General features: G+C 37.2%; 13 protein-coding genes. 11 read left to right on the forward strand and 2 right to left on the reverse strand.

Going from position 1 to position 15215, the window contains the following annotated elements:
- Positions 1-65 precede the first annotated feature (65 nt).
- The 9 genes from ACPF64_RS17850 (at position 66) to ACPF64_RS17890 (ending at position 10737) form a co-directional block, all read left to right on the forward strand.
- Positions 66-1385 carry a D-alanyl-D-alanine carboxypeptidase PBP6B gene (locus ACPF64_RS17850; RefSeq protein WP_426454901.1) on the forward strand — a complete coding sequence of 440 codons (1320 nt, stop codon included), beginning with the start codon at positions 66-68 and terminating at the stop codon, positions 1383-1385.
- A 99-nt stretch (positions 1386-1484) separates the two neighbouring features.
- A complete protein-coding gene (locus ACPF64_RS17855) occupies positions 1485-2771 on the forward strand; it encodes an NAD(P)/FAD-dependent oxidoreductase (RefSeq protein WP_426454903.1) in 1287 nt (428 codons plus the stop codon).
- A 136-nt stretch (positions 2772-2907) separates the two neighbouring features.
- Positions 2908-3390, forward strand: a complete 483-nt coding sequence (locus tag ACPF64_RS17860; protein ID WP_003650377.1) for an FKBP-type peptidyl-prolyl cis-trans isomerase — start codon at positions 2908-2910, stop codon at positions 3388-3390.
- Positions 3391-3507: 117 nt separating this feature from the next.
- Positions 3508-4950 (forward strand): cryptochrome/photolyase family protein, encoded by a 1443-nt coding sequence (locus ACPF64_RS17865; RefSeq protein WP_426454906.1) that lies wholly within the window; start codon positions 3508-3510, stop codon positions 4948-4950.
- 192 nt (positions 4951-5142) lie between these two features.
- Complete coding sequence (locus ACPF64_RS17870; protein ID WP_231762778.1) at positions 5143-5886, forward strand: hypothetical protein; 744 nt, start codon at positions 5143-5145, stop codon at positions 5884-5886.
- Positions 5886-6782 carry a hypothetical protein gene (locus ACPF64_RS17875; RefSeq protein WP_426454909.1) on the forward strand — a complete coding sequence of 299 codons (897 nt, stop codon included), beginning with the start codon at positions 5886-5888 and terminating at the stop codon, positions 6780-6782. The genes ACPF64_RS17870 and ACPF64_RS17875 overlap by 1 nt, the downstream gene beginning before the upstream one ends.
- Positions 6769-8022 (forward strand): glycosyltransferase family 2 protein, encoded by a 1254-nt coding sequence (locus ACPF64_RS17880; RefSeq protein ID WP_426454911.1) that lies wholly within the window; start codon positions 6769-6771, stop codon positions 8020-8022. Before ACPF64_RS17875 ends, ACPF64_RS17880 begins: the two co-directional genes overlap by 14 nt.
- Positions 8019-9863 carry a hypothetical protein gene (locus ACPF64_RS17885; protein ID WP_209831276.1) on the forward strand — a complete coding sequence of 615 codons (1845 nt, stop codon included), beginning with the start codon at positions 8019-8021 and terminating at the stop codon, positions 9861-9863. The genes ACPF64_RS17880 and ACPF64_RS17885 overlap by 4 nt, the downstream gene beginning before the upstream one ends.
- Positions 9841-10737, forward strand: coding sequence for a hypothetical protein (locus ACPF64_RS17890; RefSeq protein WP_426454913.1), 897 nt, complete (start codon positions 9841-9843; stop codon positions 10735-10737). The genes ACPF64_RS17885 and ACPF64_RS17890 overlap by 23 nt, the downstream gene beginning before the upstream one ends.
- Before the next feature lie 32 nt (positions 10738-10769).
- On the opposite strand, the gene ACPF64_RS17895 is transcribed toward ACPF64_RS17890, so the two are convergent.
- Positions 10770-11990 (reverse strand): tetratricopeptide repeat protein, encoded by a 1221-nt coding sequence (locus ACPF64_RS17895; RefSeq protein ID WP_426454914.1) that lies wholly within the window; start codon positions 11988-11990, stop codon positions 10770-10772.
- A gap of 249 nt (positions 11991-12239) precedes the next feature.
- On the opposite strand from ACPF64_RS17895, the gene ACPF64_RS17900 reads away from it, so the two are divergent.
- Both ACPF64_RS17900 and ACPF64_RS17905 read left to right on the forward strand, forming a co-directional pair.
- Complete coding sequence (locus tag ACPF64_RS17900) at positions 12240-12941, forward strand: VIT1/CCC1 transporter family protein (protein ID WP_426454916.1); 702 nt, start codon at positions 12240-12242, stop codon at positions 12939-12941.
- A gap of 117 nt (positions 12942-13058) precedes the next feature.
- Positions 13059-14105 carry an NAD(P)H-dependent flavin oxidoreductase gene (locus ACPF64_RS17905; RefSeq protein WP_426454918.1) on the forward strand — a complete coding sequence of 349 codons (1047 nt, stop codon included), beginning with the start codon at positions 13059-13061 and terminating at the stop codon, positions 14103-14105.
- A gap of 37 nt (positions 14106-14142) precedes the next feature.
- On the opposite strand, the gene dusB is transcribed toward ACPF64_RS17905, so the two are convergent.
- Positions 14143-15168 (reverse strand): tRNA dihydrouridine synthase DusB, encoded by a 1026-nt coding sequence (dusB, locus tag ACPF64_RS17910; protein WP_426454920.1) that lies wholly within the window; start codon positions 15166-15168, stop codon positions 14143-14145.
- Positions 15169-15215: the final 47 nt, after the last annotated feature.

A 15215-nucleotide genomic window follows, 5' to 3' on the forward strand; every position in this document is an offset into this window, starting at 1 on the left:
TAAAAAAAGGCATAGCATGCTGTGCATCTGTGTCCCGTATTTGCCAGTAAAAGTTAAGGTCATCCGTGAAATTTTTTCTATCTCTTTTTACCCTCTTCAGTATTTTCTGCACTACCCTAACCAATGCTGCGTTACTCAATATTGCACCTGAAAGTGTTGAAGCCGCTGCATGGACCATTGTAGATACTCAATCGGGTCAAATTATTGCCGAGCACAATAGCCATGTGCAGCGCGCACCAGCATCTTTAACTAAAATGATGGTTGCTTATATTGCCTTAAAAGAGATTAAAGCTGGAAAGCTGAAAAAAGAAGAAATCATTACTGCAACACCGGTAGTAAGTGTCGTGCAGTGGGATGAATCACAAATGTATCTTAAAGCTGGTGAACAAATTTCTGTTGATCAGTTATTGGCAGGTTTAATTGTGATGTCTGCAAATGATGCAGCCGTGACCTTAGCTGAAAAAATTTCTGGTGATGTTCCCCATTTTGTACAACGTATGAATCAGGAAGCTCAGGCTTTGGGTATGAAAGATACCCATTTTAGTAACCCTCCTGGAATTACGATGCCGGATCATTACACTACAGCACATGATTTAAGCTTATTAGGTCAGGCCGTAATTAAAGAAACGCCTGAATATTTGCATTATTCAAAAATGCCAAGCTTTAGCTACAACCAACGCTTCCATCATGCAACAAACCTTGCACTGAAATATGACCCATCTGTTGATGGTCTAAAAACTGGCTACACTAAAGCAGCAGGTTATAATTTGGCATTAACGGCATCTCGCCCTTCATTTTCATCTGACTTAGCTCAAAGACGTTTATTAGTCATCGTTTTAGGTACACCAAGTGCGGTAAAACGAGCTGAGATTGCAGATAAATTAATGAATCTTGCTTATGCTTACACACGCGATGAAGTCATTATTCCTGAGCAGAAATTAATTGCCGAACTGCCTGTTGTAAAATCGACTTTAAAAATGTTTAAGGTCGCAACAAAGCAGCCGACGATTGTAACGACGTCGCTATATGCAGACCCAGCACCAATTGACTTAAATACTTTTGACAATGTGACTCAACGCATTCAAGTACTTGATAGCAATTTACAGCCAAAAGTGATTACTCCACTCGAAAAGACTCAAACACATGTAAATATTGAACTAAATGAAAAACAATTAACCGCGCCATTAATGAAAGTCATGAGTTTGGCAACAGTATCTATTTATCAAAACAACCAGCTGATCCGTAGTCTTCAAATTGAAGATAACGTACATATTGAAGAAGCTAATATTTTCCAAAGAATCATGATGTGGTTTTCTAGCCTCTTCTCTATTTTTTCATCGAGTGAACATAGTGCCGCAAAACTCTACCCTTTAGATTCGCACTAAAAACATCAAATTGTGCACAGATGCACAATAAATTTTATAAATAAAAGATGGCATAATTCAGCCATCTTTTTTTTATAGAAAAATAATTAGGTGATAAAAATGACCCAAAATTTACATCATATTGTAATTGTTGGTGGTGGTGCTGGAGGCTTAGAACTTGCGACACAACTCGGTGAAACTTTTGGGAAAACTCATAAAGCGAAGATTACGTTAATTGACCAAAACCTGACGCACATCTGGAAACCTTTACTTCATGAAATTGCTGCTGGATCTTTAAATCCACACGAAGAACAAACTAACTATTTTGCCCATGCAGAAAAGCATCACTATGAATTTGTGCTTGGAACATTAGTTGGAGTTAATAAAAATAAAAAAATAATTGAGTTAATTCCCCCTCAAGTTTCTAAAGAGCAAAGCACCCATGTGCAACAACTGAGTTATGACACGCTTATTTTAGCGCTTGGTTCTGTGTCAAATGACTTTAATACAGCAGGCGTGCGTGAAAACTGTCATTTCCTCGACAGCAGAAAGCAAGCCGATATTTTCCAGCAAGATTTATTACATCTGTATATTGAAGCTCAAAATCAGCCAAATCAGCGGACTTTAAATATTGGAATCGTTGGTGCGGGTGCAACAGGTGTAGAACTTGCTGCCGAACTCATTGAAACGACTAAAAACTTTTATCGATATGGTTTAAAGAAGATTCATCCCAACCAAGTTAAAATTACCCTAATTGAGGCTTCTGAGCGCATTTTACCTGCTCTAAGTGAAAAAACGGCTGAGCATAGTGCAAAACAGCTCAAAAAAATGGGCATTGAAGTTTTAACAAAACATCGCGTTGAAAAAATTGATGAGCATTCCATCTATTTTAGTAATGGTGACCAATTAAAAAGTGATATTACCGTCTGGGCTGCTGGTGTAAAAGCACCTAAAGTTTTAGAAAGTTTCAATGATTTTGAACGCGATAATATTAACCGCCTGATGGTCTACGCAACATTACAAACCTATTCCGACCCAAATGTATTTGCTTTTGGTGATTGCGCCCGTTGCCAACTTGATGCAAGACACCCTCCACTTGGCCCGCGTGCTCAAGTTGCAAGCCAACAAGCGAGCTTTTTAGTCGATGCTATGGCTGCTCGACTTAATGGCCGATCACAACCCATGTTTAGCTTTAACGACAAAGGTTCGCTTGTGTCTTTAAGCCGTAATAAAGCCGTTGGAGAATTACTTGGCGATGTAAGTGTGCAAGGTTATATTGCCAAAACAATGTACGTATCTTTATATCGTTTACATCAAGCAACGATTCACGGGTACACACAGGCTGGACTACTCACAATGAAAGATTTACTTACAAGACGTGTACGTCCAAAAATTAAACTATATTGAGTTGAATTTTTTAAGTTCATCCCTATTTAGATAAAAACGCATTATATAAAAGTGTTAAAGATTCAAATTTTGTAGTCTACAAAATTTATTTTTCACTTTATGATGTACGCTTTAATTGATTGAATGGATCAAAAACATGACTGCTATTGCAAATAACCACGTGGTTTCATTCCACTACAAATTAACAAACGCTGAGGGTGAAACACTTGATCAATCTCAAGGTGAACCACTTGCCTATTTGCACGGTGCAGGCAATATCATTCCTGGTTTAGAAAATGCATTAACAGGTAAAACTGTTGGTGAAAAATTTACTGTTAATGTACCAGCAGCTGAAGGTTATGGCGAATACAACCCAGACCTAGTTCAAGAAGTTCCAGCTCAAATGTTCCAAGGTGTTGAGAACATTCAACCTGGTATGCAATTCCAAGCGCAAACAGATGACGGCGTTCAGATCGTAACTGTTAAAGCGGTTGAAGGCGACAACATTGTTGTTGATGCTAACTTCCCACTTGCTGGTCAAGATTTAACTTTTGAAGTTGAAATCGTAGAAATCCGTGAAGCTTCTGAAGAAGAATTAGATCACGGTCACGTACACGGTGCTGGTGGTCATCACCACTAATTCATCTTTAAAGATGATAAGAGCAAAGCTTCGGCTTTGCTTTTTTTATGTATTTATTTTTATATAATATCTGGATAACAAACCTCTAACTCACTCAACTTTATAAGGGTATCTTTCATGTCAAACGTAAATCAGCTTATTTGGTTTCGTCAGGATTTGAGAGTTCGGGATCATGCTGCATTATGGCATGCCTGCCAGCAAGGCCCTTCGATTGGGTTAATTATTTTGTCGCCTGAACAGTGGAAAATACATCACGATGCGCCTATAAAAATTAATTTCTATTTACGTCAGCTTCAACAACTTAAAAAAGAATTAGAACAGCTTAATATTCCACTTATCATTCAAGTCATTCCCTACTGGAAAGATATTGCAGACTATATTTCTAAGCTCGCTCAACAACTGCATATCGAAAATGTTTACTCAAATATAGAAGTAGGCGTGAATGAGTTGAAAAGAGATAAAACTGTACAACAAGCTTTAAATCAGCAGAGTAAAGAGCTTTTTTTATTTCATGACCGCACGATTTTCCCTTTACGTTCCATTCGCAATCAGTCACAGCAACCGTATCAAGTTTTTAGCGCATTTAAAAAAGCATGTTATTCAAAACTAGATATAAGTGGTTTGCCTCAGTGCTATCCAATTCCTGAGAAACAAAATGCCTATCCGCAGTCTTTTTCAAATATAAAAAGTTTAGATCTAGAAGATGTTGAAGCTTTTTTTGACTCATCAATTTCGAAAGAGCAACAAGACTTATGGCCTACTGGAGAAGATTTTGCTCTGGATAAGCTCGATTTATTTATTGAAGATCATTTATCTACTTATAAATTAGAACGTGACTTTCCAAATGTAAAAGGAACTAGCCAACTTTCTCCCTATTTAAATCTTGGAATTTTATCTATCCGTCAATGTTTACAAGCCCTTTTTCGAGCCGAACATGGCAACTTTCATCTGACAAACGAAGGCCAGCAAACATGGTTAGATGAGCTTCTTTGGCGCGAATTTTATCAACATATTTTATTTGATTTCCCGCATGTTTCTAAACACTATCCTTTTAAGAAAAATACTCAAAATATTAAGTGGGAAAATAATCAAGAGCATTTGGTCGCATGGCAAAATGGTCAAACAGGCATACCGATTATTGATGCTGGCATGCGTCAGCTACAAAAAATGGGATGGATGCATAATCGTGTTCGCATGATTACCGCTATGTTTTTGTGTAAAAACTTACTCATCGATTGGCGAGTAGGTGAACAGTGGTTTATGCAGCATTTAATCGATGGTGATTTAGCTGCGAATAATGGTGGCTGGCAATGGTGTGCATCGACCGGAACTGATGCTGTACCCTATTTCCGAATTTTTAACCCTATTGCTCAATCTAAGAAATTTGACCCAAATGGAGATTATATTCGTCAATGGGTGAATGAATTAGCTCATCTAGACAATAAAATGATTCATGAACCATACCCAACTAAAACTAATCTTCAATTGAATTATCCAAAACCAATTGTTGATTTAAAAGAAACTCGTATTAAAGCAATTGAAACATTCAAGAACATTTAGACGCTACTTCTGTCTTTTGTGTTTATTTTTGATTAAAAAAAAACTAGAAATTTGACTATATTGTGACTTTACTCTAAAAATAATTCTAAAGGGATTTATAAAAGGACAAACACAACAATAAATTCAAAAAACATCACAGTTCATTAAAAAAGTATAAAAATTAACATTACAAAAAAGGTAGCCAGAGCGCACATGCAACAAAAGAACCCAGGAAGAACACTCGTCTTATGGATCATCGCAGCTCACCTCTTTATGGGAATGGTGGCATATGAGTGGTTGCCTGTAAGTTTTAGAGGAAGCTGGATTTTTATTCTTATTCTTTTAATTTCTGGTGCTTTTTTAGAAGTCGGCGCATCTTTAATTGTTGGTTTAATCGCTTTCGTAGGTGTTGCAGTATATTTTCTACTCGACCTAGGGGCGCAAACACATATTGAACGTCAACTCCTTTTACTTTTTATTATTCCCCTTATTCCACTTTTCCTGAGTGCTGTACGCCACAATATTGAAATTAACGTTCAAAAATATCGTGATATACAGAGTTATGATCGAAATTATCGCCGTGATATTTTCCCGCTTAGTGCACTCAAGTATTTTCAACGTAGTTTCTTTAAGCTTCTTGATCATCATCACATACAAGACTATGAAGTCTTTGAAATTAGAATTCTCAACCGAAGCTTAATTAAAGAAATGTTAGGCGATGATGTATGGAAAACCACTCAAAATGAAATGATTAAAATTTTGAGCCAGCATCATCCCCAAGAAATTGTTTTCCAGTTTGCTGATGATGATCTAGAAACGATATACAGCATTGTTATTCGCAAGCAAAAAACTGAAGAAGACCCTGAATTTATTAAAAAGCTAAAAGAAATTATGACCTTGCGGCTTGAAGTCGAATATAAAATTATTCAGATTCCACCTGAAGAGGAGATTACTTAATGTCTAATCTTCTTAATATTTGTGGAATTATTATTGCATCTAGCCAATATCCAGATGGCACTTTGCAGCAGTTCTATCGTCAATATTATCATTGTGAAATTAAAGCTGAACAAACAAAAACTGAAGTTCAGAGTATTAATGACCTTTCCATGTTTTTCCCATCACAGGACACATGGTGGCCTGTCTTTACAATTGACCAGATCAGTTCGGATAGTTTTCAAAAGCTTATTCATAAAGGGATAAAGCCCGGCATCATATTACCAGATGAAGTTTTTAGCTTTTCTCATTATTTCTTATTAAAAGAAGCTGTCACCCAAGGTGCAATTCCCATTGCACTTTTCAAACCAGAACAGCCTAAATATTTTGCAGCAAAAGCGACATTTTCGACCGCAATTGGATTACGACCAATGGCTGCTTTTGTTCCAAAAGGTTGGGATGAAAATCTAATTTCACAAACTGCGGGCAGCTATATTGTTCAGTTCAATCCTTCGATACTTCCCCTACCCTCTAGAGAGATTAGACAAAAACAGCACTTATTTTATTCGGCTAAAAGTTTTGATGGTCATATTTCCGGTTATGAAATTATTATCAATCCTCCTGCTGATTTACCAACCACAAATATTCGATACCCTCAACTCGGAATATCATGGCGATTTAATCATATCAATTACATAAGTACGCCCGAACATGTAAAAACTAGTTTTATTGGATACATTTTTATTGGTTTAAGCACAGTCGTAGTTCCACTCGATTTGATTTTAACCAGTACCTACCCAGACCTTCTTGGTACCTTTGGCAGCTATATTTCATGGATCTCCTTGGTCGTTGGGCTAATTTTATTGTTATTGCTGATCTCGTCTATTATTAGGAGGGTTAAATCAAATGGCTCCCATTGATATTCTCTTCCTATTTGGTTTTTTGGGAATCTGGATTCCGCAGGCGTTTTGGGCATGGTTAAGCTATCAGGCTTGGAAATATTCAAAAACGGCGGAAAAAGAGTTACAGAATCTTCCCATACCAGACAGATGGCCAGTATTGAGTGTTTTGATTCCTGCCTATAATGAAGGCGTAGTGATTGAAGATACTTTACATGCAATCGCTCAGCAGGACTATCCTGCGGAATCTTATGAAGTATTACTCATCAATGATGGTTCTAAAGATAACACCCTAGAAATTGCCGAAAATCTAGCACAGATTTATCCGTGCATAAAAATTGTCAACGTTCCCAAAGGAATGGGAGGCAAAGGTAAATCTAGAACACTTAATAATGGCTTACCGCATGCGACGGGTGAACTGATTGTTGTCTATGATGCAGATAGTACACCTGAACCAGATTGTGTAAGGTTATTAGCTCAAACCTTACTTGCCGATAAAAAATTAGTAGCTGTAAATGGCAAAGTCAGAACCCGTAATTGGCAAGATAGTATTTTGACTCGCTTTATTGCCATTGAGTTCATCTTTTTCCAATGGATTTTTCAAGGCGGACGTTGGCAACGTTTTGAACTATCCACATTAATGGGTACCAACTATGTTATTTGGCGTGATGCATTAGAAACCTTGGGTGGTTTTGATGAGAAGTCATTGGTCGATGACACTGAAATGAGTTTTAGGATTTTTATCGGCCAAAAACGAATTAAATGGGTACCTTACGCAATTGGTTGGCAGCAAGATCCCCCATCTTTGAGTGTATTTATTAAACAGCGCTCACGTTGGACTCAAGGTAATTTTTATGTGACTCGTAAATATTTACCTGTAGCGTTAAGAACGCCTTTTCCTATCGGAATTGAAATTCTGAATAACATTATGTGCTACGTACTTTTCGTACCCGCGTTATTCTGGAGTCATATTACTTTAGCCCTTGGGTTACTAGGTATTGCAGGTATTTCGGTTCCTGGTCCATTCACATTACTGTGGGGCCTCTCGTTTTGCCTGTACGTTGCACAAATGTGGTTTACCTTATCTTTAGAAAGGGCCAAACCAGAACTCTATTTTTACTCTGTTTTATCTTATGTAACTTACTCACAAATATTTCTATTTATTGTATTTAAAGCCGCATATGACATGCTTAAAAATAAAATACAGGGCAACTCCCTTCAATGGTACAAAACGGAACGTAGCAAGGAGAAAAAAAAATGAAATACTCTTCTAATTTCTACAAAATGGTTCAAGCACTCCTTGCCAGCACCAGCTTCATGTTTGTGGCTTCTAGTTATGCAAACACATGGGAACTAGACGATATTAGTACCTCCACTAAATATACGGTTGAGTCACATTTTTTCTATATTGGAAAAGGTGCCCAATGGCAAAATGTTCAATTTTCAAGTAACTACTCTACTGAAAGTGATACAGCGTTACTCGTAAAATATGATGATAAACTCATCTATAACACCACTTTAAGCGGTAATGGACTACTGAAGTTCGATATTCCACCAAGTCAAAGTGGCTTCCATCGCTTAGATTTCATTATTCAGCAATATGCGAAACCCACCACTCTAAATCAAACTAAAGATTCTTTTTGCTCTGAAGATATTGATCATTTAACGTACTTCAATAATTCCCAGCTCGACTTCACACCTATTAGAAAAGACTATCAGCTAAAGTACTTACCAGATGCTTTATTTAACCCACAGGCTCGACGCCCTACACCATTTGTAGGGATTTTAAAATATAACCGTAAAGAAATTGTAGAAGCTTCTATGCTTGCACGACTAGCAAGCTCATGGGGCTCTGTAACACCAGTTGAATGGGTCGATTCAGGTCAAATAAACTTAAACCCTGAAACAAATTTTATTATTGAAGTTATTCACTCACCCTCTCCACTTAAAGGGGGTGCCTTAGTACAAATTGCAAAACCAGCAGAAGGCGTGCCGACTCTTTCAATTACCTATCACACGCCACAAGAACTCACTGCGGCCATAAATGGACTCATTAATCCGTATTATGTACAACAACTGAATACAGGAAGTGCTGCTTTCCCCACCACGATCTCTAATCCAGCTTGGGCCCAATTTAAAAAAATTAATACACTTGCAGACTTAGGCATTGAAGATTTCAGATTGAACCATGCTGAAAAAAACTTATTTCTTGATTTTCCAGCTGTATGGCAACCCACTGATATTTTGCAAGGACAGATTGCTCTTCGCATTCAAAGTGGTTTATTACAAGGTTCAAATATTACAGCTTGGATTGATGGAGGACTCGCAGGAAGTATGAAAACAGCAGACCTTGCTTCAGATCCAGTAAACCGACAATTCAATATTTTTGCAAAAGCGATTTCAAATACGACCAATTTCAGCCTAAAACTTGAAAACTCAGTAATTGCTAATTCTGAGTGTCTACCTAATGCTCATGGTTCACTCTGGATTGATACAGCCAAATCTACTGTAAAACTACCGCATAAACTCAAAAATGGTGTAGCTGCAATTTCCATGACTTTAGCAACAACCCCAACCATTGCGATTGATGATCAATCTGGTGCTTTAAATATTGCTATTATTATGGGTCAAGTTGCTAAAAAAATGTTATTAACACAAGCCCCTATTCCTCTAAATCTAGTTCGCTATACACCGAGCGCACCTCAATCAATAAATGTTCGTGTGAATAAAGATATTTACCAACAACAGGTATTAATGCATCAAGATACTATTTATGCGCCTGCTGCTGTTAATGGTTTTATTGTGAGTTATAACAATAACCGTTTTGATGTGATTACCGACTCAGAAGGTGGTGCACAAAGCTTTATGCATCTTTGGGGAAAAATACAGCATAAAATTCCAAATAACGTGACAAAAATGTTGGTTTCAGAAAATGGAAATATTTATGTTTTACAAAAACTCATTGTCGGAAATCAAAAAGCACCTTTAGTCCAACAATCTTCTTTCTTCTTATTAGTTGTGATTATATCTGCAATTATGATAATAATTATCTTTTTGTGGTACTGGTTAAGACGAAATAATGAAAAAACAGATACCAATTAAAATAGCTGCTTTTATTATTTTAATTATATGTAGTGTTATAGCTTATGCGGGGTTGTTCAAACATCAAGGGCAAGCCCCGCGTATTGAAGGAATTTTCTGGCAGCCCGACAATAACACGACCCCACCAGAGGGAAACTGGCACTATTTGGGTGTTAACACATTTGTCCCTCAGTGGTCTGTTGTTGAGTCTAAATCATGGTGGAAAGAATCAAACTTTCCTCAATGGGAAAAAGCAATTAATTTAGAAAAAATTAAACAAGAACCTTGGGCTAAAAATCTAATCTTGGGCTTAGCAGGTGAATATAATGAACCTAAAGCTCGGGCAAATGTAACTGAGTTAGGGGAAAAATCTGCCGAAATTATAAAAGAGCAAAAAACGGTGCCTAAAGGCTATTATTTTCCGGTGGAAGCAGATCCGACTTGGTTGAGAGTCAGTGCTTTAGGTCAGGTTTTAACGAAACTTCCAGTACCAGTTTGGGTAAGTATTTATAGTGGTGAAAGCGAGCCCGAACATTATGATTTATGGGTTAAAAGCTGGTTACCAGAAAATAACGGTGTTTTCTTCCAAGACGGGGTTGGCGTAGGTGTAAGGTCCCCTCAGCAAGCCAAACATATTTTAGACCAGCTTGAACAAAAGCTTGGAAAAGATAAAGTAATTATAGTGCTAGAAGCCTTTAGAGTTAAAAAGAATGGACAATTTAGAGCCGCATATCCTTGGGAAATTATTTCTCAACTGAAAGCATATGAAGGAAAAACTGTCTATATTTTTGATGGTCCTCACTACATGAATAGATGGTGCGTCAATATTGTGAGCTTGTGGTATCGCCTCACTTATGGTGGTATTCCTACCACCATCAATAGAATGCAACAATAGACTAATTCCTCTAATAATAAAAACCTCTACTATTAAAAATCCTTATAAAAAACGAGTTCTACTCGAGTATTGTTGTAATGATCTTTTGTATCTATTGGCACATCTTTAAAGTAATTGCCATATAGTCGTTCAACACGTAATTTTATAGGTTGATAATTAAAAGGCTGCCACGAAATACCGGGGCCATATTCAAATAAATTATTGTAATATTCATCTTTACTATCGGCTAAGCCATGCAATTTCACATAAGCTTGGACAGTTCCATTCTCACCTTTATAGACATTTAAACCCGTACGTAAGCGTAAATCCCCAATAACATTATAATCTTCTCTAGAATACGTCGCAGCATTGCCATATAAATCAGTGAAGTAATCATTAAAGCAAAGTGAATTATTACAATTATTTTGAGAATTCCACTCTTGGTAACCCGTAACGCCACCCACTACACTTTCACGAAATTTATCTCTATTACGGTCAATCAGATCGTAACTTCCGCCAACTTCTAGATATGCACGCACAGGGATTGAAGTCCAAGGTTGATAATTAGCACCCACGCCTAGCGTCACTGCGTTTTCATCAATAATTTCAGGACGTACCCCGCCTTGAGATTGAGTGTCACGGTTTAAGTTTAAAAAGCCATACACTTGTGCTCGACCATTATCAAAGTTCTTACCATAACGAGCTTTAAGTGGGAAAATTACATCGTCATAACGTGACTCATATGAAGGCGCAAAATAAACATCACGGAAGTAAGTTTTCACCTCTCCTCCACTTAGGTTTTTTACGGCTTGTGTGGCTTTATTGGCAATATCAGCATCTTTAGATTGTGTAAGTTCTTTAAAAACTACCAAAGCTTCTTTATTATTTTTCTGAGAATTAAGCAGATATGCTTCTTGTAATTTTAAAGTGTCATCTGCTGGATCTAATGCCTCTGCTTTTCTTAGACTTTGTAAAGCAGCCTCTTGCTTACCTAATCTAATCTGTAAATAGGTTAAGCTTTTCCATACCTTAATATCTTGTGGTGTCATCTCTCCGAGTTCTAATAATAACTTCTCCGCATTTTCAGGTTGAGTCTTCTCAATTTTATAAAATTGGTCCCATTTATCATAGATTGGGTTACCAGGTTTATATTCTTGATTAACGATTTCTTGGGCAAATGCAGTTTCAATAGTTAAGAACCCTAAAGTTGGACAAAGCGAACCGATAACGATAAAGGAACGAGTTAGAAATTTTATTGTTTTGCTATTTTTCATTTTCACCTCTACAGTAAATTAGAGTTATTAGGGGTAGTTTTTTTAAATGATCAATAAATATCATAATTAAAAATAATGAGTTACATCGTTAATTTAGGTTAACGATGTTTTATATAAATAACTTAGTCTCCATTTTTTGTTATTAATCTATTCTGTCTTATCCCTAGATTCCCTATAATAATGACATATTTTTTGATCAATAAATTGTAAAATTTCATAGCATCTATAAAGAATTTATAAGGAAAAATTATGGCTTTTCCACATCATGTAGAACATCATGCTATTCACCGTTCAGGCTGGTTAAGAGCTTCCGTATTAGGGGCCAATGATGGAATTATTTCTGTTACTAGCTTAATTATGGGAATGGCAGCTAGTGGAGCCAACTCACACACTCTATTAATTACATGTATTGCTGGATTAATTTCTGGTGCAACCTCAATGGCTGCCGGAGAGTATATTTCCGTTAAATCTCAAGAAGATATTGAAAAAGCAGATCTAGCTGTTGAAGCAAAAGAACTCACAAAACATCCTCAAAAAGAATTAGATGAACTCACCCAAATTTATATTTCTAGGGGTCTTTCTAAAGAATTAGCACAGGAAGTTGCCGTTCAGCTGACAACTCATGATGCTTTAGGTGCGCATGCCCGTGATGAAATAGGTATTCATGAAAATACAGCTGCAAATCCAATTCAAGCCGCTCTTTCATCCGCCGCATCGTTTTCTTTTGGCGCTTTTTTTCCGATGCTCGCAATCTTATTCACTCCTGAACATTTAATTATGCAAAGTGTTCTCGTTACAGGGATTTTTGCTTTGGCTATCTTAGGTGCCCTCTCAAGTTATTTTGCAGGCACATCTAAACTTAAAGGCAGTTTACGCATTACATTGTGGGGTATTCTAGCAATGGCTTTTTCAAGTTGGATTGGCTCATTATTTAATGTTACTCCACTTTAAAAAAATAGAACTTATGAACGTTCAATAATTAAATATTTAAAAACTAAATAGCCAATATTATTTGCTCTTGATTCAAATTCCACGTTATGGTGAACATAAAGAAATGAGGTGAATAAAATGACCCTGTTACAACAACTTGAAATTAAACATCCAATTTTTCTTGCGCCCATGGCAGGTGTATCTACCCCCGAACTTGCCGCGGAAGTTTCTAATCAAGGTGGACTTGGGTCATTAGGACTCGGAGCAAACACGGCACAAAGTGCGCGCGAACAGATTTTAAAAAACCAAACACTTACAGAGAAATCCTTTCAGGTTAATTTTTTCTGCCATCAACCAGAGCAACTTAATCCTCAAACTTCAGCACAATGGATTGAATATTTACGTCCACAATTTGAAAAGTTTGGTGAGCAACCTCCTCAAAATTTGAACTGCATTTATCCAAGTTTTCTTGATAACGATGACTTTTTAAATGTCGTACTAGAAACAAAACCTAAAGCTGTCAGTTTTCATTTTGGTATTCCCCATCCACATCAAATTCAGGCTTTAAAGAATGCCGGAATTCTAACGATGGTTTCTGCTACCAATTTGGTTGAAGCACAAGCCATTGAAGCTGCAGGCATCGATATTATTATTGCTCAAGGTATTGAAGCAGGTGGTCATCGTGGAATCTTTAATAAAACCTTTGATGCAGCAATTAAAACTAGCGATTTAGTACAACTTATTGTAAAACACTGTAATTTGCCTGTCGTAGCTGCTGGTGGGATTATGAATGGAGCACAAGCGCGGTATATGTTGAGCTTAGGTGCTGCGGCTGTTCAACTCGGGACCGCTTTTGTTCAATGTAGATCATCCAATGCATCTACTGAATATCGTAAAGCTTTATTTAATGAACCAGTAACACAAATCAGTGCGAGTCTTTCCGGTCGTCCAGCCCGTGGTCTATTGAACCACTGGCATACACAAATTGATTTACCAAATCGCCCTCCTCAACCAGAATATCCATATGCCTATGATTTAGCGAAACAGTTAAATGCGATTGCAAGCAAACATCAAGACTATGGATATGGTGCTTTTTGGGCAGGTAGTAATGTATCGCAAATAAGAGAACTAGATGCTGCTGACCTGATTAACCAGTTAGTGGTAGAAATATTAGAAGATGAGTAAGACCTTAAAAAGCCAGTGAAGATACTGGCTTTTTTATTTAATGAGTTTGCAATAAATTAATCTGCTCAACTTGCACATCACTCATCAAATCACCTTGAGCCAATAACTGATTAAAATAGTTTTCAACCACTATTGCTTGCTCAGCAGTACTTTCAACTTTATACATATTTTGGCGGAATTCGTTACTTGAACGTAATCCTTTTGTGTACCAAGCAATGTGTTTACGGGCAATACGGCAGCCTGAATATTCACCATAAAATTGATAAAGTTCTGATAAATGTCCCAATAACACCTGCTTCACTTCTTCAATATTAGGTGCTGCTAAATGCTCTCCTGTTTTCAAATAATGAGCAATTTCACGAAAAATCCATGGTCGGCCTTGAGCAGCACGACCAATCATAATCGCATCTGCACCAGTGTAATCGAGTACATATTTTGCTTTTTCAGGGCTATCAATATCACCATTCGCAATGAGGGGAATATTAATAAAATCCTTCACCTGTTTAATCAGCTCATAACGTGCCGTATTTAAATACATGTCTTCACGTGTCCGGCCATGTAAAGCTAACGCTGCAATACCAGCCTCTTCTGCCCTTTTTGCTACCCTTAAAATATTTTCTTGACCATTTAAAAATCCCAATCGGGTTTTCAATGTAACAGGAACATCAACAGCAGCGACCACCGTATCAAGAATTCGTGCCACCAAATCTTCATCTTGTAATAAAGCTGAACCTGCGAGTTTATTACATACTTTTTTGGCAGGACATCCCATATTAATATCAACAATTTGGGCGCCATTTGCCACTTGATGACGTGCAGCCTCAGCTAACTGCTCAGGATCAGAACCCGCAATTTGTGCAGAAATCGGTGCGAGTTCCCCATCAAAATTTGCACGGTAGAGGCTTTTTTTGCTCATCTGCAAAGTCTTATCGGCAGTCATCATTTCACTGACTGCATGGCCTGCGCCAAAATACTTACAGAGCGTTCTAAATGGGCGGTCAGTAACTCCAGCCATAGGAGCAACGATTAAATTATTTGACAGTTGATAGGGACCAATATACATATATATTCATACAATTGATGATCAACATAGTATACTTCATCCGCTTA

Origin of the sequence: Acinetobacter sp. KB005 (assembly GCF_049949095.1) — a bacterium.
Taxonomy (GTDB): domain Bacteria; phylum Pseudomonadota; class Gammaproteobacteria; order Pseudomonadales; family Moraxellaceae; genus Acinetobacter; species Acinetobacter calcoaceticus.

Coding starts and splice junctions, on each gene's coding strand:
- ACPF64_RS17875 (WP_426454909.1), top strand. CDS start 5,886: ATGTCTAATCTTCTTAATATTTGTGGAATTATTATTGCATCTAGCCAA.
- ACPF64_RS17855 (WP_426454903.1), top strand. CDS start 1,485: ATGACCCAAAATTTACATCATATTGTAATTGTTGGTGGTGGTGCTGGA.
- ACPF64_RS17885 (WP_209831276.1), top strand. CDS start 8,019: ATGAAATACTCTTCTAATTTCTACAAAATGGTTCAAGCACTCCTTGCC.
- ACPF64_RS17860 (WP_003650377.1), top strand. CDS start 2,908: ATGACTGCTATTGCAAATAACCACGTGGTTTCATTCCACTACAAATTA.
- ACPF64_RS17900 (WP_426454916.1), top strand. CDS start 12,240: ATGGCTTTTCCACATCATGTAGAACATCATGCTATTCACCGTTCAGGC.
- ACPF64_RS17895 (WP_426454914.1), bottom strand. CDS start 11,990: ATGAAAAATAGCAAAACAATAAAATTTCTAACTCGTTCCTTTATCGTT.
- ACPF64_RS17865 (WP_426454906.1), top strand. CDS start 3,508: ATGTCAAACGTAAATCAGCTTATTTGGTTTCGTCAGGATTTGAGAGTT.
- ACPF64_RS17870 (WP_231762778.1), top strand. CDS start 5,143: ATGCAACAAAAGAACCCAGGAAGAACACTCGTCTTATGGATCATCGCA.
- ACPF64_RS17880 (WP_426454911.1), top strand. CDS start 6,769: ATGGCTCCCATTGATATTCTCTTCCTATTTGGTTTTTTGGGAATCTGG.
- ACPF64_RS17890 (WP_426454913.1), top strand. CDS start 9,841: ATGAAAAAACAGATACCAATTAAAATAGCTGCTTTTATTATTTTAATT.
- dusB (WP_426454920.1), bottom strand. CDS start 15,168: ATGTATATTGGTCCCTATCAACTGTCAAATAATTTAATCGTTGCTCCT.
- ACPF64_RS17905 (WP_426454918.1), top strand. CDS start 13,059: ATGACCCTGTTACAACAACTTGAAATTAAACATCCAATTTTTCTTGCG.